Here is a 19,907-nt window from a genome sequence, read left to right on the forward strand (position 1 = left end):
GGCCGGCCGTCCCCGGCGGGACGGTCCGGCCGCAGGCCCGACGCGGCAGCAGTTACAGAGTTGCCTGTGCGTTGGCGTGGTCGGGGGTGACGACCGAGGCGGTGGGCTTTACATTTTCGGCGTTGACCATCCACGCATACTGTTCGAGTTTGCTGATGAAACCGTGCAGGATGTCCGCGGTGGTGGGATCTTCCTCATCCACCTGGTCATGGACCTCCCGCATGGTTCCGACGGCGGCGTTCAGCATGCCCACGGTCAGGGTTACGGTGTCCTTGGTGTCAACCAGCCCGGCGGGGAAGGGCGGCAGCGAGGTTCCCTGGGCAACGGCCACGCTGCGGCCGTCCGGGACGGCCTCCAGCGCACGCATCCGCTCGGCCAATTCATCGGCGAACACTCTGGCGTCCTCAATGATTTCATCGAGCTGCAGGTGGAGGTCGCGGAAGTTCTTGCCCACAACATTCCAGTGTGCCTGCTTGCCCTGCAGATGCAGTTCGATGAGGTCGACGAGTACGGCCTGCAGATTGGTGGTCAGTTCTTTAGATGCCTTCACGTTTCCTCCAATAGTGACGAAATATGTTGACGAAAGACGCCTGCGCGCTTCACTGCCCCTGGCCGGGGGAGGGAATCGGCAGCCGCCAACCTAAGTAAGCTTACCTTCCGGTTGAAGTCCACAGGTCCCTTGGGTAGCGTGAACACCGAAATGACGCACGATCCGACTACCGTAGGGACGTATATGACCACCGTAGAAGAATCAATCGATGTTGCTGTTCCCGTGTCCGCGGCTTACAACCAGTGGACGCAGTTTGAATCATTTCCCCAGTTTATGGGCGGTGTTGAAAGCATCACCCAGACTTCCGAAACTACTAATCACTGGGTGACCAAAATCGGCGGCGTGGAGCGCGTTTTCGACACGGAAATTACCGAGCAGCACCCGGACGAGCGGGTCGCCTGGAAGAGCACGGACGGCACCTCGCACGCCGGAGTGGTGACCTTCCACCGGCTCGGCGATTCCGAAACCCGCGTAACGGTCCAGCTGGACTGGGATCCGGAAACCTTCATGGAGAAGGTCGGACACGTTGTCGGAGCAGATGACCGCCAGGTCAAGTCTGACCTCAAACGCTTCAAGGAGTTCATTGAAGGCCGCGGCGCCCCCACCGGCGCCTGGCGCGGGAACGTTGATGCTCCGCCCACGGCTGATCCGGCGCCGGTTGCTCCCGCAGCCACCTCCACATCGGGGCTTGCGGCTGCGCCTGAATCCGACCCCGCCATGGATGATCCGGAATCAGGCGGTCCCCGCGCCGGTCTCTGACCGCTCGGGCACCTCGAAAGCACGGCAAAGGGCGCACCCCGGTGGTGCGCCCTTTGCCATGCTTCGCCTGCGGGCCTGGAACCTGTCCTCAGGCCCGGTCCAGTCCGCGGACTGCAGGACCTTCCAGCAGAGCTCCGTCGGCGGCGAAGCGGGAGCCGTGCAGCGGGCAGTCCCAGGACGCCTCCGCATCGTTCCAGGAGAGCACTCCGCCCAGATGGGGGCAGATCGCCGAGACCCGGGAAACGTCTCCGTCCACCGTGCAGACGCCTACGGGTTTCAGATTCCGGCGCACCACCTTGCCCTGCCCCTCCGGGGGTGCGGACTCGTTGGTGTCGGCCATCGATGACGCCCATCCGGCCAGCATTTCCAGCCCCACTTCGGCGTTGTCCCGCACAGCGGTGAGCACGTCCCGCGAGGACAGCTTCGGCTGGTACCAGTTCCTTGCCCGGCTGCTTTCCGGATCCGGGCTTATTGCCTCGCTGATGGACTGTGCCGCAGCAACGGCATTGGTCATGCCCCACTTGTTGAAGCCGGTGGCGGCAAAGATGCTCCCGTTGCCGAACGGCACCTGTCCCACATAGGGCAGGCCCGCTGCTGGCTCATAGTCCTGCGCGGACCAGGCATAGGCCGCAGCCGACACCGCAAAATTCCGTACCGTCCACTCCGCCAGATCATCCACCAGCGCCTGGGGGTGCGGATGGCGCCCGACGGCGTGTCCGTTGCCGCCGGAGATGAGATAGTCCGTCCCGTCCACCCGGGCGGTGCGCAGAGACCGGGACGGGGTATCGATGGACAGGTACATTCCCTGCGGAACCTCGCCGCTGATGGGATGCGCCGCCGCGTAGGACCGCAGCGGCAGGAGCCGGGCGAAGTAACCGCCGCGGTCCAAAACGGGAATGCCGGTGGCCAGAACCAGATGCCGGGCGGTCACCGAGCCGGATGAGGTGACCACGCGGATCCGCTCTCCGGCAGCCGTGCCCGCCCCGGTGACCCGGACGCCCTGGACCAGGGTGCCGCCGCTCGCCCGGAATTCGACGGCGAGCGAGGCCAGGGCCTGCATCGGATGGATCTGTGCCTGCCCGGCAAGCTCAAGGGCACCGGAAACTTCAAACGGCAGTTCAGTGTCCCGGGTCATCCGCACCGGAAGTCCGGCCGCGGACGCCGCGGACAGTTCCTTCTCCAGGCTCTGCCGGCCGCTGTCGCTGTTCGCATAGGTGTAGGCGGTGCGGATATCGTGGTCAACGCCGTGCTCCCGGCAGAATTCCAGGAGCCAGTCCTGGCCCGCGCGGTTCGCTTCCACATAGCTGCGGACGCCGTCGGCTCCCTGGTGGGAGGAGATGTTGGACAGCTGCAGACCCTGGAGCAGGGATACCTTCGCGGTGGTGTTTCCGGTGGTGACGGCCCCTGCCTGGCGGGCCTCCAGCACAGCCACTTTCCGGCCGCGGCGGGCCAGCAGAAGGGCAGTGGTGAGACCTGTCAGGCCGGCGCCGACCACGACCGTGTCGTAGGAACCTCCCGGATCGAAGGCGTCCACGGGAATGGGTGGAGAAGTGGCCAGCCATAGTGATTCCAAGGATCAGGCCTCCAGCCAGTCGGTGGACGTGATGTGCGAGCCGCCCTGGGGCCCCATCTGCAGCATCCCGCCGTCCACGGGCCAGGAGGCGCCGGTGACGTAACTGGCGGCTGGGGAGGCGAGGAAGGCGACGACGGCGGCAATCTCCCGCGCGTCCCCGGGCCTGCCGAGGGGAATGCCCGGGCGGTCGGCCAGATGCGGATCCTCATTGTGCTGGTCCGTCATGGGGGTGGCGATCTCACCCGGCGCCACCGAATTGACGGTGATCCCGTACTGGCCCAGCTCCAGAGCCAAAACCTTCATCAGACCGCCCAGGCCGTGCTTGGAGGTTGTGTAGGCGGAGGAGCCCACCCTCGGCTGGGTTTCGTGGACGCTGGTCACTGCGATCAGCCGTCCTTCCCGTCCCGCGTCAACCATCGTGCGGGCCGCATGCTGCAGGCAGACAAACGCGCCGTTGAGGTTGGTGTCCAAAGTCTGCATCCAGGTTTCATAGTCCAGCTCCAGGAACGGCTTTCCGTCTCCCGTGCCGGCATTGTTGACAAAGACGTCCAATGAACCGAGTTCCCGGACCAGATCATCAATGACGCTGCCGCAGCCGGGCAGGTCGGTGGTGTCCAGCCGGGCGGTGAAAGCCCGCCGGCCGTGGGAGCGGACCTCGTCGGCGGTTTCCTTTGCACCTTCCTCGTCCGTGTTCCAGGTGATACCCACGTCCAGCCCGGAAGCTGCCAGCGCCACTGCCGTGGCCCGGCCTATCCCGGAGTCCGATCCGGTGACGATCGCTGTGCGGGGGGTGAAAACCATGACTCTGTTCCCTTCTATCGGTGATGCTAAGTATGCTTCCCATGTTCCCGGAATTGTGCAACAGTTGAAGAGTATTCGTTCCGGGGAATATGTCCCGTGTGCCGGCTGCAGCCGGCGATCAACAGGCAAGGCAAAAGGAGTTCGGCAAAGCAAAAGGAGTTCGCTATGTCCTATCCCACCGGCGGCAGATCACTCCGCCGCACCAATGCCCAGCGGGCGTCCTGGTACTTCGGCTTAATCTTCATCGTGATCGGTGTTCTGGGATTCGTTCCGGGAATTACCCAGAACTACGAGGCCCTGTACTTCGCCGGAAATACGTCGGAGGCAGTCCTTCTCGGGGTTTTCCAGGTGTCCATTCTGCACAACATCGTCCACCTGTTGTTCGGCTTCCTCGGGCTCATCATGGCCAGGGCTAACAACACGGCCCGAATTTTCCTCATCGGCGGCGGGGTTGTTTACCTGCTGCTGTGGATCTATGGATTGATCGTTCCCCATCACTCCGCGGGAAACTTTGTTCCCGTCAACAACGCGGACAACTGGCTGCACCTGATTTTGGGCATTGCCATGGTCGGACTGGGTCTGCTGTTTGGCCGCAGCCAGGCCACTTCGGGCAGGACCTCCACCGCGTAAAACAGGACCTCCACACCGTAAAAGACCACGGAAAGGACCGGCAATTGCCGGTCCTTTCCGCTGTCCAGCCCTTGTTCACCCGTGATGGTTCAACCGCCATTGTTCAACGCCGTCCTAATACCGTTCGGATTTCACCCGGGCCTGCAGAAAAAGGCAATAGACCCCTGGCATCCCGGGTACATCCGCCTCCGGCGGCTGCGGGGTGCTGGTCACGGGCGTGCGCGGTGGCTAGCGTAGGGGAATGGACGCCAGCGAGATTCAGCACCGGATTTCAGAACTAGTGGAGAAAGAACAGTCCCTGAGGGACTCGCCTGCCGGCGAGCATCCCGAGGACCGGATGGAGCAGCTGCGCCGGGTTGAGGAGCAGCTGGACCAGTGCTGGGACCTGCTGCGGCAGCGCCGGGCTCGCCTGGACGCCGGCGAAAACCCGGACGATGCGACAGTTAGGCCGGTCGGCGAGGTCGAAGGCTACAAGCAGTAACTGCACCGCAGGCTGCGCCATCGGCTCAGGACTTCGGCGACCTCAGGACTTTGGACGCAGTACTTTGTCAGTCGCCGGGCAGGACCTCCCGGGCGAGTGTGGCTGCGCCCAGGGTCCGGCGGAACGGGCTCTGACCGGTCGCAGTCTCCAGCAGGGCCCAGATCACCAGTGAAGCTTTGCTCAGGCTGCCCATGAGGTCCCGGTACTTCGGCGTCAGCGCCATCATGGACGCGGCACCAAACCCGGCCCACGCAAGGATGGGAAGGTTGGGTGCTTCAAAAATCCGAATCCGCCCGTTGCGGTCGCGGAAAAAGTTCGTGATGGCCATGGCCTACGCACCCTTCTTGGTTTTGGCGGCAGTTTTCCGCGCCGCGGGTTTCTTCTCGCTGGATTCCCCGTCGTCGTTTTTGCGCCGGGACGAGGACCGTGACCCCGAGCCGCCGGATTTCGTCCCGCCGGACTTTTTGCCGCGGTTTTTTTCCACGCTGCGGCGCAGCGCTTCCATCAGGTCCAGGACCTTGCCGCCTTCGTCGTCGGACTCGCCACCAAAGGTTTCCTCGGTGTCCAGCGCCTCGCCCTTTTCGAGCTTCGCTTCGATCAGCGTCTTCAGCTGTTCCTGATAGTCGTCGGTAAATTCGGCCGGGTTGAAGTCCGAGCTGAAGGAATCGACGAGGGCGGAGGACATTTCCAGCTCCTTCGCGCTGATCCGCACCTTCTCGTCCAGGGACGGGAAGGACGCCTCGCGCACTTCGTCCTCCCACAGCAGTGTCTGCAGGGTCAGGACGTCACCCCGGACCCGCAGGGCACCGAGCCGGCTCTTCTGGCGCAGCGAAAACTGTACGATGGCCGTGCGCTCGGTGTCCTCGAGCGTCCGGCGCAGCAGCACATAGGACTTTGTGGACTTGGAGTCCGGCTCCAGGTAATAGGCCTTGTTGAAGAGGATCGGATCGACCTGCTCGCTGGGAACGAATTCGACGACGTCGATCTCCCGGCTCTTTTCCACCGGCAGGGAGGCCAGGTCCTCATCAGTGAGCACCACGGTCTGCTCGCCGTCGTCGTACGCCTTGGCGATGTCCTTGTACTCCACCACCTCGCCGCAGATTTCGCAGCGGCGCTGATAGCGGATGCGCCCGCCGTCCTTTTCGTGGACCTGGTGCAGGCTGACGTCGTGGTCTTCGGTGGCGGCGTAAACCTTGACTGGGACATTGACCAGTCCAAAGGCGATGGCGCCCTTCCAGATGGCTCTCATGTAGTCCAGTGAACACTAAACCCCGGCGTCCGGGCCAGAGCGTCCCCGGGCCGGATCCGCGCCCGCCACCTCCTCGCCTATGGCCCGGTAGAGGTCCGGATCGGTGAAGTAGGCACTGTGCGACGCCGGAAACGGTTCGCCCGAGGTGATCTCCACATCACGGATCCCGGCGCCGCCGGAAAAGACATTTTCGGCGCAAAAGGACAGCAGATCCCGCTCATCCCAGAAGTTCAGCCACGGCACCGGAACGCTCCCCGGCTTTCCGGGTCCGGCAAGGGCCAGCCCGCCCAGCAGGTAGAGCCACGGGCTTTGGGAGCCGGCGGTGACCAGCAGGTCAACCCGCATGCCGGCTGCGTCCCACTCCGGCCCGGTCAGCAGATCCACCGCCGCCACCCCGCCGAGGCTGTGCCCGAACAGGATGACCGGGGCGTCCTGCGGGGACAGGCGCAGGGCATTGGCAATGACGGACCGGGCGTCGGCTCCGCGGCGGAGGTAATAGATGATGCTGCGGGAAAAATCCGAAGCGGCTTCGGTCAGCGGCACGCGTCGGTCTACGGCGGCATTGGTCACCAGCTCCAGCACCCATCGCTGCACGCTGCCGGCCAGCACCCGTTCCTCCGCAGCCGCCGTATCCGTTTCCGCGGCCGCACCGGCCCCGGAAGCAGCAGGCCAGGGCGCCGCTGCTGCGCGCAGCAGATCCATTCCGGCCATTGCCAGGCCCCGTCCGCCGTCGGGCCCGGGCAGCTCCGCCGCGGCGGCGCTGTCCCGGTAGCGCGGCGGCAGTGCCGGCACCACGCTGACATCGCGAGCAGCGCCGGCGGCCCACGCGACATTCAGGACGGTGTAGTTGGCCAGACCGGGTTCCAGCACCAACTGTTCGCGGATGATCCGGGCAGGAACAGGATCGGGGCCGCCGGTGCCCTGCAGGAAAACCAGGGTTCCGGCGGCGGGAGGTGCAGTGCTCACGCCGGCCTTTCCGGTCCGGACCGGGCGCCCGGACACTGTTCAGGGCGCCACTGTAGGCACGCCGGCGGCGGAGCCGCCAGAGTCCTGACGAGAAAGCCCGGATGCTGCCCGCCGTGAAAGCCCGCAGGATGTCGGCGGCGCCCGCGGAACACCGATAATGGAAGGGACGGAGGCGAATATGGGCAAGACTGCAGGCAGCGACGGATTAGCGGACCCACCCGGCTCCGCCCGGTCCGAACTGACGGTGGGCCAGGTGGCGGAACGCAGCGGCGTGGCGGTTTCCGCGCTGCACTTTTACGAGCGGCAGGGCTTGATCGCCAGCCGCCGCACGGCGGGGAACCAGAGGCGCTTTGACCGCTCCGTGCTCCGGCGGGTTGCGGTGATCCGGGCCGCCCAGCGCGCCGGAATCCCGCTGGCCACCATTGCGCGCGCCCTGGAAGAACTGCCGACGGACGCCGTGCCGGATCACAATGACTGGCAGCGGCTGTCACTGGCGTGGCGGCAGGAACTGGACGCCCGGATCCACTCCTTGGAGGCTTTGCGGGACCGCCTCGGCGGCTGCATCGGCTGCGGCTGCCTCTCGCTTGCCGAATGCCGGTTTGTAAACCCCGACGACGAATCAGCCGGCCGGGGAACCGGTGCACCCGTCCTGGACTACTGATGAGCGGCTGCGGCCGGGCCGCGGGTCGCCGCAGCGGGCAGGCTCCGATTTGACCTCAACCATTGTTGAGGTTCTAGCGTAGGACGTATGCTCACAGACCATTTCAAGGACGCCTTCCGTGCCCATCCGGCGGGAGTGGCCGTCATTACTACCGACGGCGGGTCCGGTCCGGTGGGACTGACTGCATCGTCTGTGTCTTCCGTTTCGGCCGATCCGGCCATCCTGGTCTTTTCGCTGGCCTCGGCCTCCGGTTCAGCCGGCGTTGTTGCCTCTGCCGAGACCATTGTGGTGCACCTCCTGGGCGCCCGGAATGCCGGGCTGGCCGATCTTTTTGCCCGCCCGGGTTCCGAACGCTTCACCTCGGCGCTGGCCTGGGAGGAGCTTCCCACCGGGGAACCGCTGCTGCGGGATGTGCCGCGGGCCCTCCGCGCCCGAATCCTGGAGCGCACCGCCGTCGGCTCCTCCGTACTGGTAACTGCCGAAGTCCTGGAGATCCTGAGCCCGGGGGCGCCGGATGAGCCGCTGGTCTACCACAACCGCACCTATCACCGGCTGGGTGACCACTCCACGCTCTAACCGGCGGACCCGGCGGACCCGGCGGACGGGCGGACAGGCGTAAGCAGGGCGGCCGGAGCAGCGCCGGCCGGGGTCCCTCGGGCCCAGGTGGGAACGGGCGCGCAAATGGCCTAGAGTGCTTTGCAGTGACACGGGGTGCCGACAGGCTGAGATAACACCCGTTGAACCTGATCTAGTTCGAACTAGCGAAGGGATGTCGCGGATGACTATTCGCCTGACACCGTTAACCGTTTCCACCCTCCTGGCGCGCCTGCGCGCCGAACCGCCCCTGGTGCAGTGCCTGACCAATGCCGTGGTCACAAATTTCACCGCCAACGTTCTGCTCGCGCTGGGCGCGGCACCGGCGATGACCGACATACCGGGGGAGGCAGGACCGTTCGCCCGGGCGGCCTCGGGTGTGCTGATCAATTTGGGCACCCCGCATGAGGAACAGCGCCGGGCCATGCTGGAGGCCGCCGAAGCCGCCAATGATGCCGGAACCCCCTGGGTGCTGGACCCGGTGGCCGTGGGCAGCCTGCCGGTGCGCACTGCCCTCGCGGCCGAACTGCTGGCCCTGCGGCCGACGGCCATCCGCGGGAACGCCTCGGAAATCATTGCGCTGGCCGGCCTCGGGTCCGGCGGCCGCGGCGTCGACGCCACCGACGATCCGGAAAGCGCCCTTCCGGCGGCGCTCCTGCTGGCTGAAAAACACGGTTCCGTTGTCGCCGTCTCGGGCCCCACTGACGTGATCACGGACGGCGTGCAGACCCTGCGGGTCAGTAACGGTGATGCGCTGCTCACCCGGGTCACCGGCGGCGGCTGTGCGCTGGGCGCTGTCACCGCGGCATTCCTGGGCGCAGCCGGCGACGGCGGCAAGTTGGCCGCAGTGGCGGCGGCAACCGCCGTTTACACCGTTGCGGCTGAACCGGCAGCGCAGTCCTGCTCCGGACCGGGCAGCTTCGCCGTCGGCTTCCTCGACGCCCTCGCCTCTCTCAACGCGCAGGACCTGAAGCAGCGGCTGGTGAGCGCATGAAGGCCGGAGTCGCTGACGTGTCCCGGGCCCGGGAGCGCGTCCGCAACAGCGGCATTTACCTGGTGACCGACACGGTCCTTTGCGGGCCGCGCGGGGTCGTCGAGACCGTCAGGGCCGCAGTGGCAGGCGGCGTGGAAACCATCCAGGTACGGGAAAAGAACGCCTCGGCGGCTGATTTTTACGCCCTGGTCCTTGCTGTCGCCGAAGCCGCAGGAAACCGGGCCACCGTACTGGTGGATGACCGGGTGGACATCTACCTGGCGGCCCGGGCCGCCCGCGCCGGCGTCCACGGAGTCCACGTGGGCCAAAGCGACCTGCCCGCCGAGCTGGTGCGCACGCTCGTGGGCCCGGACGCCGTCGTCGGCCTGACCGCCAACACCGCGGAGCATCTGGAAGCGCTCGCAGCGCTGCCGCCGGGAACCGTGGATTACCTCGGGACCGGGGTCATCCGGCCCACCCGCACCAAAGCAAATCATCCGAAGCCGCTGGGAATCAGCGGATTTACCGAGTTCGCGGCGCGGGCGCCGCTGCCGGTGGTAGCCATCGGCGGCATCGTGCGCGAGGACATCGGTGCCCTGCGGGCAGCCGGTGCCACCGGCGCCGCAGTGGTGTCGGCCATTTGCGCAGCGGCCGATCCGCAGGCTGCAGCCGCGGATCTGGTCCGGGCCTGGCATGCTGGGAGCCCCGCATGAGCGCCGGCAGGGCCCCCCGGATCCCCCGGATCCTCAGCATCGCCGGCACCGATCCGACCGGCGGCGCCGGAATCCAGGCCGACCTCAAATCCATCGCGGCCACGGGCGGGTACGGCATGGCCGTCGTCACCGCGCTGGTCGCCCAGAACACCCGCGGCGTGCGCTCGGTGCACACCCCGCCGGCCGGCTTCCTGCGTGAACAGCTGGAAGCCGTGGGCGACGACGTCGGCATTGACGCCGTGAAGATCGGCATGCTCGGCAGCACCGATCTCACGCAGACCGTTGACGCGTGGCTGGCGGAAGCCGGCGTGCCCGCCGTGGTCCTGGACCCGGTCATGATTGCCACCAGCGGCGACCGCCTGCTGGACGACGGCGCGGAGGCGGCCCTGCGGCAGCTGCTGCACCGCGTGGACCTGGTGACGCCGAACCTGCCCGAGCTGGCCGTGCTGGTGCAGGAACCGGTCGCGGAGTCCTGGGACTGCGCCCTGGCACAGGGCAAACGCCTCTCTGCCGCCTACGGCGTCAAGGTCCTGGTCAAAGGCGGGCACCTGGCGGGGGACCGGTGCCCCGATGCCCTGGTGGATGCCGGCGCAGCGGACCCCCTGGTGCTGCAGGTCCAGGCACCGCGGGTGGACACGGTCAACACCCACGGCACGGGATGCTCGATGTCCGCGGCCATGGCGACGTTCCATGCCCGCCTGGGCCGCTGGGACCAGGCGCTAACGGCGACCAAAGCCTGGCTGCAGGAGGCGCTGGAAAACGCCGACGAGCTCGACGTCGGTGCCGGCCACGGGCCGGTGCACCACTTCCACGGGGTGTGGGAACGCGGGCTGGAGCCCCTCCCGGCAGCGGGGACGGTGCAGGAACCGGTGAAGGAAACACCGCCCGTGGAAGCGGCCGGTCCGCACACCGGGGCGCTCTGGGAGCAGACGGCCGCGGTACGGACGGAAATCAATGAACTGGACTTCGTCCGGGACCTGGGCAGCGGAAAGCTGAACCGGGAAGCCTTCGACTTCTACCTCGCACAGGATGCCCTGTATCTCCGCGGCTACGCCCGGGCGCTGGCGCGTGCCAGCGAACTGGCTCCCGCCTTTGAAGAGCAGGTGTTTTGGGCCAGGGCGGCGTACGACGCGCTGGCCACCGAGATGGAGCTGCACACCTCGTGGCTGCCGGAGACGGGGGCCGCGGGACGCGGAGCTTCACCGGGGCCGGTCACCCGCGGCTATCTGCAGCATCTGCTGGGCAGCGCCGACGGTGCCGGTCCGGTTCGGGGTGCCCACGAATATGAACGGCTGGTCGGCGCCCTTCTGCCGTGCTTCTGGGTCTATGCGGACGTGGGCGCCCGGCTGTCCGGGACCAACCATTCCGGCCACCCCTACGCCGAATGGTTGAACACCTACAGCGATCCCGCCTTTAACGAGTCCACGGCAGCCGCGGTGCGCATTCTGGAACGCGTGCTGGACCGCAGCGCCGAGGACGTCCGGGAGCTCACCCGCTCGGCCTTCCGTGAATCGACACACCGGGAGTATGAGTTTTTCGCCGCGGGCGCGGGAGAATCGTAAGCACAGCAGCGGTGCCGGGCGGAGGCAGCAGCTCCCGCCCGGCATCCCCAACAGAAACGAGAGCACAGTGGTCAAGAAAAACTCCGCCAAGGACCTCACCGCCCAGCAGAAAAAGATGGTTGGGGTCGGAGCCACCGTCCAGGTGCTCCTGGCCGGCCTTGCCCTCGCGGACATCTGGCGCCGTCCCGCCGCCGAGGTGCGGGGACCCCGGGCGCTTTGGTCCGCGGCCTGCGCCGTGAACTTCATCGGTCCGCTGTCCTACTTCATCTTCGGCCGGCGCAAGTAGGCGTGGCGCCCGCAACGCGCCGGCCGGGCACCGGCCGCGCTGCCGGAGGAAAGACCGGAGGGAAAAACAGCACCGCAAAGACGCGGGAACCGGCACTGGATCCGGTCCGCCTGAACGCACTGACCGATGCGGCGGCGCCCGAAGCCTCCGGCAGCTTCGAGGGACTGCTTTTTGACGGCCGGTCCTTTGACGGCACCGACCTGCAGGGCAGCACCTTCACGGAGTGCGAATTCACGTCGGTGTCCATGACGGAGACCGGCCTGCGCGGAGCCAGGTTCCTGGATTGCCGGTTCAACGGCCTGTACGCGCCGGTGTTCCGTGCACCGCGCAGCACCTTCCGGGACGTGGTGCTGGAGGGCAGCAGGCTGGGATCGGCCGAGCTGTATGACAACGGCTGGAACTCCGTCCACGTCGACGGCGGGAAGCTGGACTTCGTCAACCTGCGCAGCTCCCGGCTCACCGACGTGCTGTTCAGCGGCTGCACCATCGAGGAACTGGACCTGGACGGCGTTCAGGCCACCCGCGTGGCCTTCCGGAACTGCCGCATCGGCAGTTTGAACCTCTCCGGTGCCGTGCTGCAGGACGTGGACCTGCGCACCACAGACTTCCGGTCCATTACGCATCTGCCCGGTCTCGGCGGCGCCACTGTGGATGATGCGCAGCTGATGATGCTGGCGCCGCTGCTGGCGGCGAACCTGGGCCTGCGCGTGGAAGGCTGACTTAGCTTTCCTCCGCCAGCCGGGCCGCGTGCTTGGTGATGTTCTTGGCCATGGACGGGAAAATCAGGCCGTGGAACGGGGCAATCAGCCACCAGTACAGCTTGCCGCCCAGCCCCTTGGGGAAGTAGATGGCACGCTGCCGGTAGAGGCTGCCGTCGCCGTCGGGATCCACCCGCAGCTCCAGCCAGGCCTTTCCGGGAACCCGCATTTCGGCGCGCAGCCGCAGCAGGCTTCCGCGCTCGAGGAGCTCCACCCGCCACCAGTCCACGACGTCGCCGGTGAAGAGGGTGGTGGGGTTCCGCCGGCCGCGGGTGAGCCCGGCCCCGCCCACGGTTTTGTCCAGCACCCCGCGGATGGCCCAGGCCATGGGCAGCGAATACCAGCCGTTCTTGCCGCCGATGCCCTCGATCACCCGCCAGACATGCTCCGGAGCCACCGCGGACCGGCGCTGGCGGGAATCCACGTAGACGGTCTGCCCGGCCCAGTTCGGGTCGCTGGGCAGCGGGGATGAGGCCTCATCGGCCGCCGGGGAGGCTCCGGCCCAGGTGGTTTCCACCTCGCCGCGCTTTTCCTTGCCCAGCGCCCGCTTCACCGCTTCGGAATAGCCGGTGCGGCCGCCGTCGGGCCCCGGCAGGTAGTCGTCGATGTCGTGTTCCTTGGCCACGGCGTCGTGCTGGAGGGATTCGACCAGCGGCAGCGACATGGACCGGGGGATGGGCGTCACCAGGGCCACCCACATGCCGGCCAGCCGCGGGGCGGGCAGGGGCAGGGCGTAGATCCGGCGCCGCGGCAGGCCCGCTTCCTCGGCGTAGCCGTTCATGATCTCCGCGTAGGTCAGCACTTCCCGGGAACCGATGTCGAACGTGCGGTTGATATCCGCGGGCAGGTCGACGGCGCGCACCAGGTAATGCAGCACGTCGCGGATGGCAATGGGTTCGATTCGCCGGCGCACCCAGCTCGGCGCGGGCATCACCGGCAGGGTTTCGGTCAGGTGGCGGATCATTTCAAACGAGGCGGACCCGGAACCGATGACCACTCCGGCCTGGTAAACCACCGCGGGAACCTTGCCCTCAAGCAGGATCCGCCCCACCTCGGTGCGGGAGCGCATGTGCGGGGAGAGCTCACCCTCCGGATGCAGGCCGCCCAGATAGACAATCCGCCGAACGCCCGCTTCTTCCGCTGCTCGGGCGACGATGTTCGCAATGTCCTCCTCCTGGGCCGCGAAGCCCTTGCCGGAGGCCATGGAATGGACCAGGAAATAGACCGTATCCGTGTCGGCCATGGCACCTGCCACGGAGTCCCTGTCCGTGAGGTCGCCCTGGACAATCTCGACGTCGTCGTGCCACGGCACATCGTTCAGCTTCTCCGGGGAACGGACCAGGACGCGCACTTTGTGTCCGTCCTGAATCAGGAGCGGAACCAGCCGCCCGCCGATGTAGCCCGTGGCGCCCGTTACCAAAACCCGCTGTGGATCCGTCATCTTTCCAACTTACACAGGTCCTTCCACTGAACCGAGGGGAGCGGGAACGCCCGTGGCGTAATTCCCCCAGCAGTCTGACAAATAGTGGAAATTGGCCCGTATTCCCGGTAAGACTAGGGACCATGGCGAGCAGCGGAGCGGGTCTGAAGCAGCAGGAAACCGTCAATGTGGACGGCCACCGCCTGCGGCTGACCAACCTCGACAAGGTGCTCTATCCGGAAACCGGAACCACCAAGGCCGAGGTCCTGGCGTACTACGCCGCAGTTGCCGAGGCGCTGCTGCCGCACTCCCGCGACCGCCCGTGCACCCGCAAGCGCTGGGTGCACGGCGTAGGCACTCCGGAGGATCCCGGGCAGGTGTTCTTCCAGAAAAACATTGAGACCTCCGCCCCCACCTGGGTGAAGCGGTTTCCCATCGAGCATAAGAGCGGCACCAACATCTATCCGCTGGTCAATGACCTGGCAACGCTGACCTGGCTCGCCCAGAGCGCCGCCCTCGAAATCCACGTGCCGCAGTGGCGCTTCGGCCCGCGCGGCAAGATCAACAACCCCGACCGGCTGGTGCTGGATCTGGACCCGGGAGAGGGCGCCGACCTGGCCCAGTGCGCCGAAGTTGCCCGGCTGGCCCGCGACATCCTGGCCGACATGGGCCTCGATGCCCGCCCGGTCACCAGCGGATCCAAGGGCATCCACCTGTACGCGGCGCTGGACGGCCAACAGACCTCCGAGGAGGTCAGTGCCGTGGCCCACGAACTCGCCCGGGCACTCGAAGCCGACCATCCGGACCTGATCGTCTCCGATATGAAGAAGTCGCTGCGCACCGGAAAGGTGCTGCTGGACTGGAGCCAGAACAACCGCAACAAAACCACCATCTGCCCGTACTCCCTGCGCGGACGGTTCACCCCCACGGTTGCTGCTCCGCGGACCTGGGAAGAGCTGGAAGATCCCAACCTGGCGCAGCTCGATTACGAAGAGGTTGTGCAGCGGCTGGCCGACGACGGCGACCTGCTGGCGGGCATGGACTCCGGGGAACTGGATGCGGACGCGCTTGGGGACGGCGAATCCGCTGCCGCTGACCGGCTCAGCAAATACCGCAGCATGCGCGATGCCGCCAAGACCCCCGAACCGGTGCCCGAGGAGCCCGCCGAACCCTCCGAGGGCAACAGCTTTGTCATCCAGGAGCACCACGCACGGCGCCTGCACTGGGATTTCCGGCTGGAGCACGACGGCGTCCTGGTTTCCTGGGCGCTGCCCAAGGGCCCGCCGGATTCGCCGGACAAGAACCATCTGGCCGTCCAGACCGAGGACCATCCGCTGGATTACGGCAGTTTTGAAGGCACCATCCCAAAGGGCGAATACGGAGCCGGAGAGGTCCGGATCTGGGACCACGGCACCTACGAGAAGGAAAAATGGCGGGACGGCAAGGAAGTCATCGCAGTGCTGCACGGACAGCCCGACGGCGGACTCGCCTCTGAAGGCAGCGCCGACCGGCGGTTCGCGCTGATCCACACCGGGGGCAAAGGCGGGGCCAACAACTGGCTCATCCACCTCATGAAGCACCAGCCGCAGTCTGGACCGAACTCCGGGTCGGAAGACGCCGGGGCGGCGGCGAAGAAAGCCGGGCCGCCGACGAAAGAACCCGCAGCCACGGCAAAGGCCGGCGAAAGGAACGGGGCAGGTTCTGCAGATTCGCCGCAGGAGGCAGTCGCAGCAGCCGCCGCGGCACCCGCGCCCAGCCGTAAAACCCTTCCGGGTACGGCGGACGTCCCCCGGGCCGTGGCCGCCGACGCAGCGGAGCACGGCATGCCGTCACTGGAACCCATGCTCGCCACCTTGGGCACCCGCGCCGACGTCGGCGACGAGGACGAGTGGGGCTTCGAGATGAAATGGGACGGCGTCCGCGCCATTGTCGACGTCACCCCGGAAGGAACCCGGCTGATCAGCCGCAACGGCAATGACATGACCGCCGCCTACCCCGAGCTGCAGGAACTGGGCGAGTACCTGAACGGGGAACGGGCCGTCCTCGACGGCGAGATTGTGGCGGTCAACAAGGCCGGCCGCCCCGACTTCGGGCTGCTGCAGCCGCGGATGCACCTGACGAAAAGGCGAGAGATCGAAGCCGCCGCGGCCCGGACCCCCGTGCATTTGATGCTCTTTGACCTGCTCTGGCTGGACGGCAACTCCCTTCTGGAACTGCCCTATACGCAGCGCCGGGAGATCCTGCAGCAGGCGGTGGAACCTGCGGGGGAGGACGGCCATGTCCAGGTGCCGCCGGCGCTGGACATGTCCATGGAGGACGCGGTGGAATCCAGCAGGGAACTCGGACTGGAAGGAGTGATGGCCAAGCGCCTGGCCGCCGTCTACCTGCCCGGCCGGCGGTCCAGGAGCTGGATCAAGCTCAAGAACTCCTTCACCCAGGAGGTGGTGGTGGTCGGCTGGCGCCCGGGCAAGGGCAACCGTGCCCACAAGATCGGCTCCCTGCTCGTCGCCGTCCCGGACGGACATGACCTGACGTACATTGGCCGGGTGGGCTCCGGGCTCAGCGAAAAGGACCTGGCCCTGGTGGGCGGCAAACTCAAGAAACTGGGCCGCAAGACGCCGCCACTCAATGACGTGCCCGCCGCAGACGCCTCCGACGCCCAGTGGGTCCGGCCCGTCCTGGTGGGTGAGGTGACCTATTCGGAGCGCACGTCCACCGGCAAGCTGCGCCACCCCGCCTGGCGGGGGCTGCGGCCGGACAAGAAACCCTCCGACGTCGTGATGGAAGTCCCCTGACCGCCTGCTGACAGATCCGCTGAACCGTTCCGCCGCCGCACCTCCGCCGCCGATCATCCGCCGTCGGAACCCGCTGAACCAACCCGCCAAGGAGGCACCGCATGACCTCTGCGCCAACTGCACCGGAACAACCCCTGAGCGAGACCCTGACAGACGTGGACACGTGGTGGCGGGCCGCCAACTACCTCTCCGCCGGGCAGATCTACCTGCGGGACAACCCCCTGCTGCGACGCCCGCTGGAAAAGAAGGACGTCAAGGCCCGGCTGCTCGGCCACTGGGGCACCACACCGGGCCTCAACTTCATCTACGCTCACCTGAACCGGTTCATCCGCGAGCAGGGGCGCGAGATCCTGTTCATCACCGGCCCCGGCCACGGCGGCCCCGCGAACGTCGCCAACGCCTGGCTCGAGGGCACTTACTCCGAGATCTACAGCCACGTGGGCAAGGACGAGGACGGCCTGCGGACCCTGTTTCGGCAGTTCTCCTACCCCGGCGGCGTGCCCAGCCACGCGGCCCCGGAAACCCCCGGCTCCATCCACGAAGGCGGTGAGCTGGGGTATTCCCTGGCGCACGCCTACGGTGCGGTGTTCGACAACCCCAACCTGATCGCCGCCACCGTCATCGGCGACGGCGAGGCCGAAACCGGGCCGCTGGCCGCCAGCTGGCACTCCAACAGCTTCCTGGATCCGGCAGTCGACGGGGCAGTGCTGCCCATCCTGCACCTGAACGGCTACAAGATTGCCAACCCCACCATCCTGTCCCGGATGCCCGAGGAACAGCTGGTGAAGCTGATGGAGGGCTACGGCTACCGCCCCTACCTGGTCACTGTGGAGGACCCGGCGTCCACGGCGCAGGCGCACGCCGATTTCGCCGAGGCGCTGGAAGCCTGCCTGGCGGAAATCGACGCCATCCAGGCTCCCTACCGCTCGGGGGCGCGCACGGCAGTTCCCGCCGACGCCCCGGACGCCGACGAGCGCAACATCCATGCCCCGCGCTGGCCGATGATCGTGTTCCGCTCGCCGAAGGGATGGACCGGCCCGGCCGTGGTGGACGGCAAACAGGTGGAGGGCACCTGGCGCGCGCACCAGGTGCCGCTGTCCGAAATCCATGACAACCCGGAGCATTTGGCGCAGCTGGAGGAATGGCTGCAGTCCTACCGTCCGGAGGAACTGTTCGACGACGCCGGCCGGCTGCGTGCCGGGATTGCCGCACTCGCCCCGGCCGGAGACCTGCGGATGAGCGCCACCCCGTACGCCAACGGCGGCCGGCTGCTGCAGGACCTGGCACTGCCGGCCTACGCCGAGCACGCCGTGGACGTGGAGAAACCCGGAACACAGCGGATCTCCCCGATGATCACCGCCGGCGGCTACCTGCGGGACGTCATTTCGAAAAACCCGTCCAATTTCCGGATCTTCGGGCCGGACGAGACTGCCTCCAACCGGCTGCAGGCAGTCTACGAAGTGACCGACAAGGCCTGGCAGCAGCGCATCGACGAGATCGATGAGAACCTCGCCCGCAGCGGACGGGTGGCGGAAGTCCTGTCCGAGCACCTCTGTGAGGGCTGGCTGGAGGGATACCTGCTGACCGGCCGGCACGGGGTGTTCAACTGCTACGAGGCCTTTGTCCACATTGTCGATTCCATGTTCAACCAGCACGCCAAATGGCTGAAGGTCAGCCGCGGGCTCTCCTGGCGGCAGCCCGTGGCATCACTGAACTACCTGCTCTCCAGCCATGTATGGCAGCAGGACCACAACGGCTTCTCGCACCAGGACCCGGGCTTCATTGACCACGTGGTGAACAAAAAGGCGGACGTCATCCGGGTGTACCTGCCGCCGGACGTGAACACCATGCTCGCCGTCACCGAGCACATCCTGGGCACCCGGGACCGGGTGAACGTGGTGGTTTCGGGCAAGCAGCCCACCCCTGCCTGGCTTAGTCCGCAGGAAGCGCTGCTGCACGTCCAGCGGGGCATCGGCATCTGGGACTTCGCCGGAAGCGAAACCGCGGGGCCCGGCGGGAAGACCGATCCCGACGTCGTCATGGCCTGCGCCGGCGACGTGCCCACGCTGGAAACCGTGGCGGCCGCCGCCCTGCTGAAGGAGCAGTTGCCGAACCTGAAAATCCGGGTGGTCAATGTGGTGGACCTGATGCGCCTGCAGGACGAGGCGGAGCACCCGCACGGGCTGTCCGACAGGGATTTTGACACCCTCTTCACCCAGGACAAGCCCGTCATTTTCGCGTATCACGGCTATCCCTGGCTGATCCACCGGCTCACGTACCGGCGGACAAACCACGGGAATCTGCACGTGCGCGGCTACAAGGAGGAGGGCACCACCACCACGCCGTTCGACATGGCCATGCTGAACCAGATCGACCGGTTCCAGTTGGCCATAGACGTGCTGGACCGGGTAGCGTCGCTGGGATCAACGCAGGCCGGTTTCCGGCAGTGGCTGCAGGATGAACGGGCACGCTGCCGGCAGTACACCCGGGACGAAGGGCAGGACCCGCCGTACATCACGGGCTGGGAACTGCAGGAAGCCTCGGAACAGACTGCGGACTGAGCCGCGAAGGTACGTACTATCCATCTATCGAAGGAGAGTTCATTGACCACTGATCAGACGAGCGTAGTAGTTTCCCGGGTCATCGATGCCTCGGCAGCAGACATCTTCAACCTGTTGTCCAACCCCGAGCGCCACTCCGAGCTGGACGGCTCCGGCATGGTGGTCTCGGACGAGAAGACCGACCGCATCACCGCTTCGGGCCAGGTTTTCACCATGAACATGAACAACGAAAAAATGGGCGACTACCAGACGGAAAACCACGTCACCGGGTACGACCACAACAAGCTGCTCGCGTGGCAGACGGCTCCGGCCGGCACCGAGCCCAAGGGCTGGCAGTGGGTCTGGGAGCTGCAGGCCGACGGCGCGGATTCCACCGAGGTCACCCTGACCTACGACTGGTCCCACGTCACGGACAAGGAGACCCTGAAGAAGGTGTCCTTCCCGATGGTGTCCAAGGATGACCTCGAGGAGTCGCTGAACAAGCTCGCCGCGGCGGTCTCCGGAGCGTAGCGCTTCTCACCCCCCGCACGACGACGGCGGCCGGTTCCCTTCGCGGTGAAGGAAACCGGCCGCCG

19 protein-coding genes, 1 pseudogene and 1 riboswitch are annotated in these 19,907 nt (G+C 66.7%); of the genes and pseudogenes, 13 read left to right on the forward strand and 7 right to left on the reverse strand.

Going from position 1 to position 19,907, the window contains the following annotated elements; all coding sequences use genetic code 11:
- Nucleotides 1-52 precede the first annotated feature (52 nt).
- Nucleotides 53-550, reverse strand: coding sequence for a Dps family protein (locus WKB88_RS10860; protein WP_341394574.1), 498 nt, complete (start codon nt 548-550; stop codon nt 53-55).
- A 183-nt stretch (nt 551-733) separates the two neighbouring features.
- Between WKB88_RS10860 and WKB88_RS10865 the strand changes: the two are divergent.
- Nucleotides 734-1,177 (forward strand): annotated as a pseudogene (locus WKB88_RS10865) (SRPBCC family protein); the annotation flags it as partial.
- 220 nt (nt 1,178-1,397) lie between these two features.
- Here WKB88_RS10865 and WKB88_RS10870 read toward each other — a convergent pair.
- A complete protein-coding gene (locus WKB88_RS10870) occupies nt 1,398-2,882 on the reverse strand; it encodes an FAD-dependent oxidoreductase (protein ID WP_341394575.1) in 1,485 nt (494 codons plus the stop codon).
- A 3-nt stretch (nt 2,883-2,885) separates the two neighbouring features.
- Complete coding sequence (locus tag WKB88_RS10875; protein ID WP_341394576.1) at nt 2,886-3,683, reverse strand: SDR family oxidoreductase; 798 nt, start codon at nt 3,681-3,683, stop codon at nt 2,886-2,888.
- 165 nt (nt 3,684-3,848) lie between these two features.
- Between WKB88_RS10875 and WKB88_RS10880 the strand changes: the two genes are divergently transcribed.
- Nucleotides 3,849-4,313 (forward strand): DUF4383 domain-containing protein, encoded by a 465-nt coding sequence (locus WKB88_RS10880; RefSeq protein WP_341394577.1) that lies wholly within the window; start codon nt 3,849-3,851, stop codon nt 4,311-4,313.
- A gap of 241 nt (nt 4,314-4,554) precedes the next feature.
- A complete protein-coding gene (locus WKB88_RS10885) occupies nt 4,555-4,794 on the forward strand; it encodes a DUF2630 family protein (protein WP_341394578.1) in 240 nt (79 codons plus the stop codon).
- Nucleotides 4,795-4,861: 67 nt separating this feature from the next.
- On the opposite strand, the gene WKB88_RS10890 is transcribed toward WKB88_RS10885, so the two are convergent.
- The 3 genes from WKB88_RS10890 to WKB88_RS10900 are packed head-to-tail and all read right to left on the reverse strand — an operon-like array spanning nt 4,862 to nt 7,009.
- Complete coding sequence (locus WKB88_RS10890) at nt 4,862-5,122, reverse strand: hypothetical protein (protein ID WP_341394579.1); 261 nt, start codon at nt 5,120-5,122, stop codon at nt 4,862-4,864.
- A 3-nt stretch (nt 5,123-5,125) separates the two neighbouring features.
- Entirely contained in the window at nt 5,126-6,043 is a 918-nt protein-coding gene (gene ku, locus WKB88_RS10895) for a non-homologous end joining protein Ku (RefSeq protein ID WP_341394580.1), read from the reverse strand.
- 15 nt (nt 6,044-6,058) lie between these two features.
- Nucleotides 6,059-7,009, reverse strand: a complete 951-nt coding sequence (locus tag WKB88_RS10900) for a hypothetical protein (RefSeq protein ID WP_341394581.1) — start codon at nt 7,007-7,009, stop codon at nt 6,059-6,061.
- A gap of 178 nt (nt 7,010-7,187) precedes the next feature.
- On the opposite strand from WKB88_RS10900, the gene soxR reads away from it, so the two are divergent.
- The 7 genes from soxR (at nt 7,188) to WKB88_RS10935 (ending at nt 12,517) form a co-directional block, all read left to right on the forward strand.
- Nucleotides 7,188-7,670: a redox-sensitive transcriptional activator SoxR gene (gene soxR / locus WKB88_RS10905; RefSeq protein ID WP_341394582.1), complete on the forward strand. Its 483-nt coding sequence runs from the start codon at nt 7,188-7,190 to the stop codon at nt 7,668-7,670.
- Between the two features lie 87 nt (nt 7,671-7,757).
- Nucleotides 7,758-8,246 (forward strand): flavin reductase family protein, encoded by a 489-nt coding sequence (locus WKB88_RS10910; protein WP_341394583.1) that lies wholly within the window; start codon nt 7,758-7,760, stop codon nt 8,244-8,246.
- Nucleotides 8,247-8,367: 121 nt separating this feature from the next.
- Nucleotides 8,368-8,457, forward strand: a riboswitch (TPP riboswitch).
- The gene (gene thiM / locus WKB88_RS10915; RefSeq protein ID WP_341394584.1) at nt 8,440-9,258 is read left to right on the forward strand and encodes a hydroxyethylthiazole kinase; all 819 of its coding nucleotides are present in this window, start codon (nt 8,440-8,442) and stop codon (nt 9,256-9,258) included. Its footprint overlaps the riboswitch before it by 18 nt.
- Nucleotides 9,255-9,950: a thiamine phosphate synthase gene (gene thiE, locus WKB88_RS10920; protein ID WP_341394585.1), complete on the forward strand. Its 696-nt coding sequence runs from the start codon at nt 9,255-9,257 to the stop codon at nt 9,948-9,950. The genes thiM and thiE overlap by 4 nt, the downstream gene beginning before the upstream one ends.
- Nucleotides 9,947-11,512: a bifunctional hydroxymethylpyrimidine kinase/phosphomethylpyrimidine kinase gene (locus tag WKB88_RS10925; protein ID WP_341394586.1), complete on the forward strand. Its 1,566-nt coding sequence runs from the start codon at nt 9,947-9,949 to the stop codon at nt 11,510-11,512. Before thiE ends, WKB88_RS10925 begins: the two co-directional genes overlap by 4 nt.
- A 67-nt stretch (nt 11,513-11,579) precedes the next feature.
- Complete coding sequence (locus WKB88_RS10930; protein ID WP_341394587.1) at nt 11,580-11,798, forward strand: PLDc N-terminal domain-containing protein; 219 nt, start codon at nt 11,580-11,582, stop codon at nt 11,796-11,798.
- Nucleotides 11,799-11,800: 2 nt separating this feature from the next.
- Nucleotides 11,801-12,517: a pentapeptide repeat-containing protein gene (locus WKB88_RS10935; protein ID WP_341394588.1), complete on the forward strand. Its 717-nt coding sequence runs from the start codon at nt 11,801-11,803 to the stop codon at nt 12,515-12,517.
- A 1-nt stretch (nt 12,518) separates the two neighbouring features.
- Here WKB88_RS10935 and WKB88_RS10940 read toward each other — a convergent pair whose 3' ends face one another.
- Nucleotides 12,519-13,997, reverse strand: a complete 1,479-nt coding sequence (locus WKB88_RS10940; RefSeq protein ID WP_341394589.1) for an SDR family oxidoreductase — start codon at nt 13,995-13,997, stop codon at nt 12,519-12,521.
- Nucleotides 13,998-14,119: 122 nt separating this feature from the next.
- On the opposite strand from WKB88_RS10940, the gene WKB88_RS10945 reads away from it, so the two are divergent.
- The 3 genes from WKB88_RS10945 (at nt 14,120) to WKB88_RS10955 (ending at nt 19,842) form a co-directional block, all read left to right on the forward strand.
- Entirely contained in the window at nt 14,120-16,771 is a 2,652-nt protein-coding gene (locus WKB88_RS10945) for an ATP-dependent DNA ligase (RefSeq protein ID WP_341394590.1), read from the forward strand.
- 101 nt (nt 16,772-16,872) lie between these two features.
- Nucleotides 16,873-19,332, forward strand: coding sequence for a phosphoketolase family protein (locus WKB88_RS10950; RefSeq protein WP_341394591.1), 2,460 nt, complete (start codon nt 16,873-16,875; stop codon nt 19,330-19,332).
- 42 nt (nt 19,333-19,374) lie between these two features.
- Nucleotides 19,375-19,842, forward strand: a complete 468-nt coding sequence (locus tag WKB88_RS10955; RefSeq protein WP_341394592.1) for an SRPBCC family protein — start codon at nt 19,375-19,377, stop codon at nt 19,840-19,842.
- Nucleotides 19,843-19,907: the final 65 nt, after the last annotated feature.

Origin of the sequence: Arthrobacter sp. G119Y2 (assembly GCF_038069765.1) — a bacterium.
Lineage (GTDB): Bacteria > Actinomycetota > Actinomycetes > Actinomycetales > Micrococcaceae > Arthrobacter_B.

Coding starts and splice junctions, on each gene's coding strand:
- WKB88_RS10945 (WP_341394590.1), top strand. CDS start 14,120: ATGGCGAGCAGCGGAGCGGGTCTGAAGCAGCAGGAAACCGTCAATGTG.
- WKB88_RS10880 (WP_341394577.1), top strand. CDS start 3,849: ATGTCCTATCCCACCGGCGGCAGATCACTCCGCCGCACCAATGCCCAG.
- WKB88_RS10940 (WP_341394589.1), bottom strand. CDS start 13,997: ATGACGGATCCACAGCGGGTTTTGGTAACGGGCGCCACGGGCTACATC.
- ku (WP_341394580.1), bottom strand. CDS start 6,043: ATGAGAGCCATCTGGAAGGGCGCCATCGCCTTTGGACTGGTCAATGTC.
- WKB88_RS10950 (WP_341394591.1), top strand. CDS start 16,873: ATGACCTCTGCGCCAACTGCACCGGAACAACCCCTGAGCGAGACCCTG.
- thiE (WP_341394585.1), top strand. CDS start 9,255: ATGAAGGCCGGAGTCGCTGACGTGTCCCGGGCCCGGGAGCGCGTCCGC.
- thiM (WP_341394584.1), top strand. CDS start 8,440: ATGTCGCGGATGACTATTCGCCTGACACCGTTAACCGTTTCCACCCTC.
- WKB88_RS10890 (WP_341394579.1), bottom strand. CDS start 5,122: ATGGCCATCACGAACTTTTTCCGCGACCGCAACGGGCGGATTCGGATT.
- WKB88_RS10925 (WP_341394586.1), top strand. CDS start 9,947: ATGAGCGCCGGCAGGGCCCCCCGGATCCCCCGGATCCTCAGCATCGCC.
- WKB88_RS10885 (WP_341394578.1), top strand. CDS start 4,555: ATGGACGCCAGCGAGATTCAGCACCGGATTTCAGAACTAGTGGAGAAA.
- WKB88_RS10875 (WP_341394576.1), bottom strand. CDS start 3,683: ATGGTTTTCACCCCCCGCACAGCGATCGTCACCGGATCGGACTCCGGG.
- WKB88_RS10910 (WP_341394583.1), top strand. CDS start 7,758: ATGCTCACAGACCATTTCAAGGACGCCTTCCGTGCCCATCCGGCGGGA.
- soxR (WP_341394582.1), top strand. CDS start 7,188: ATGGGCAAGACTGCAGGCAGCGACGGATTAGCGGACCCACCCGGCTCC.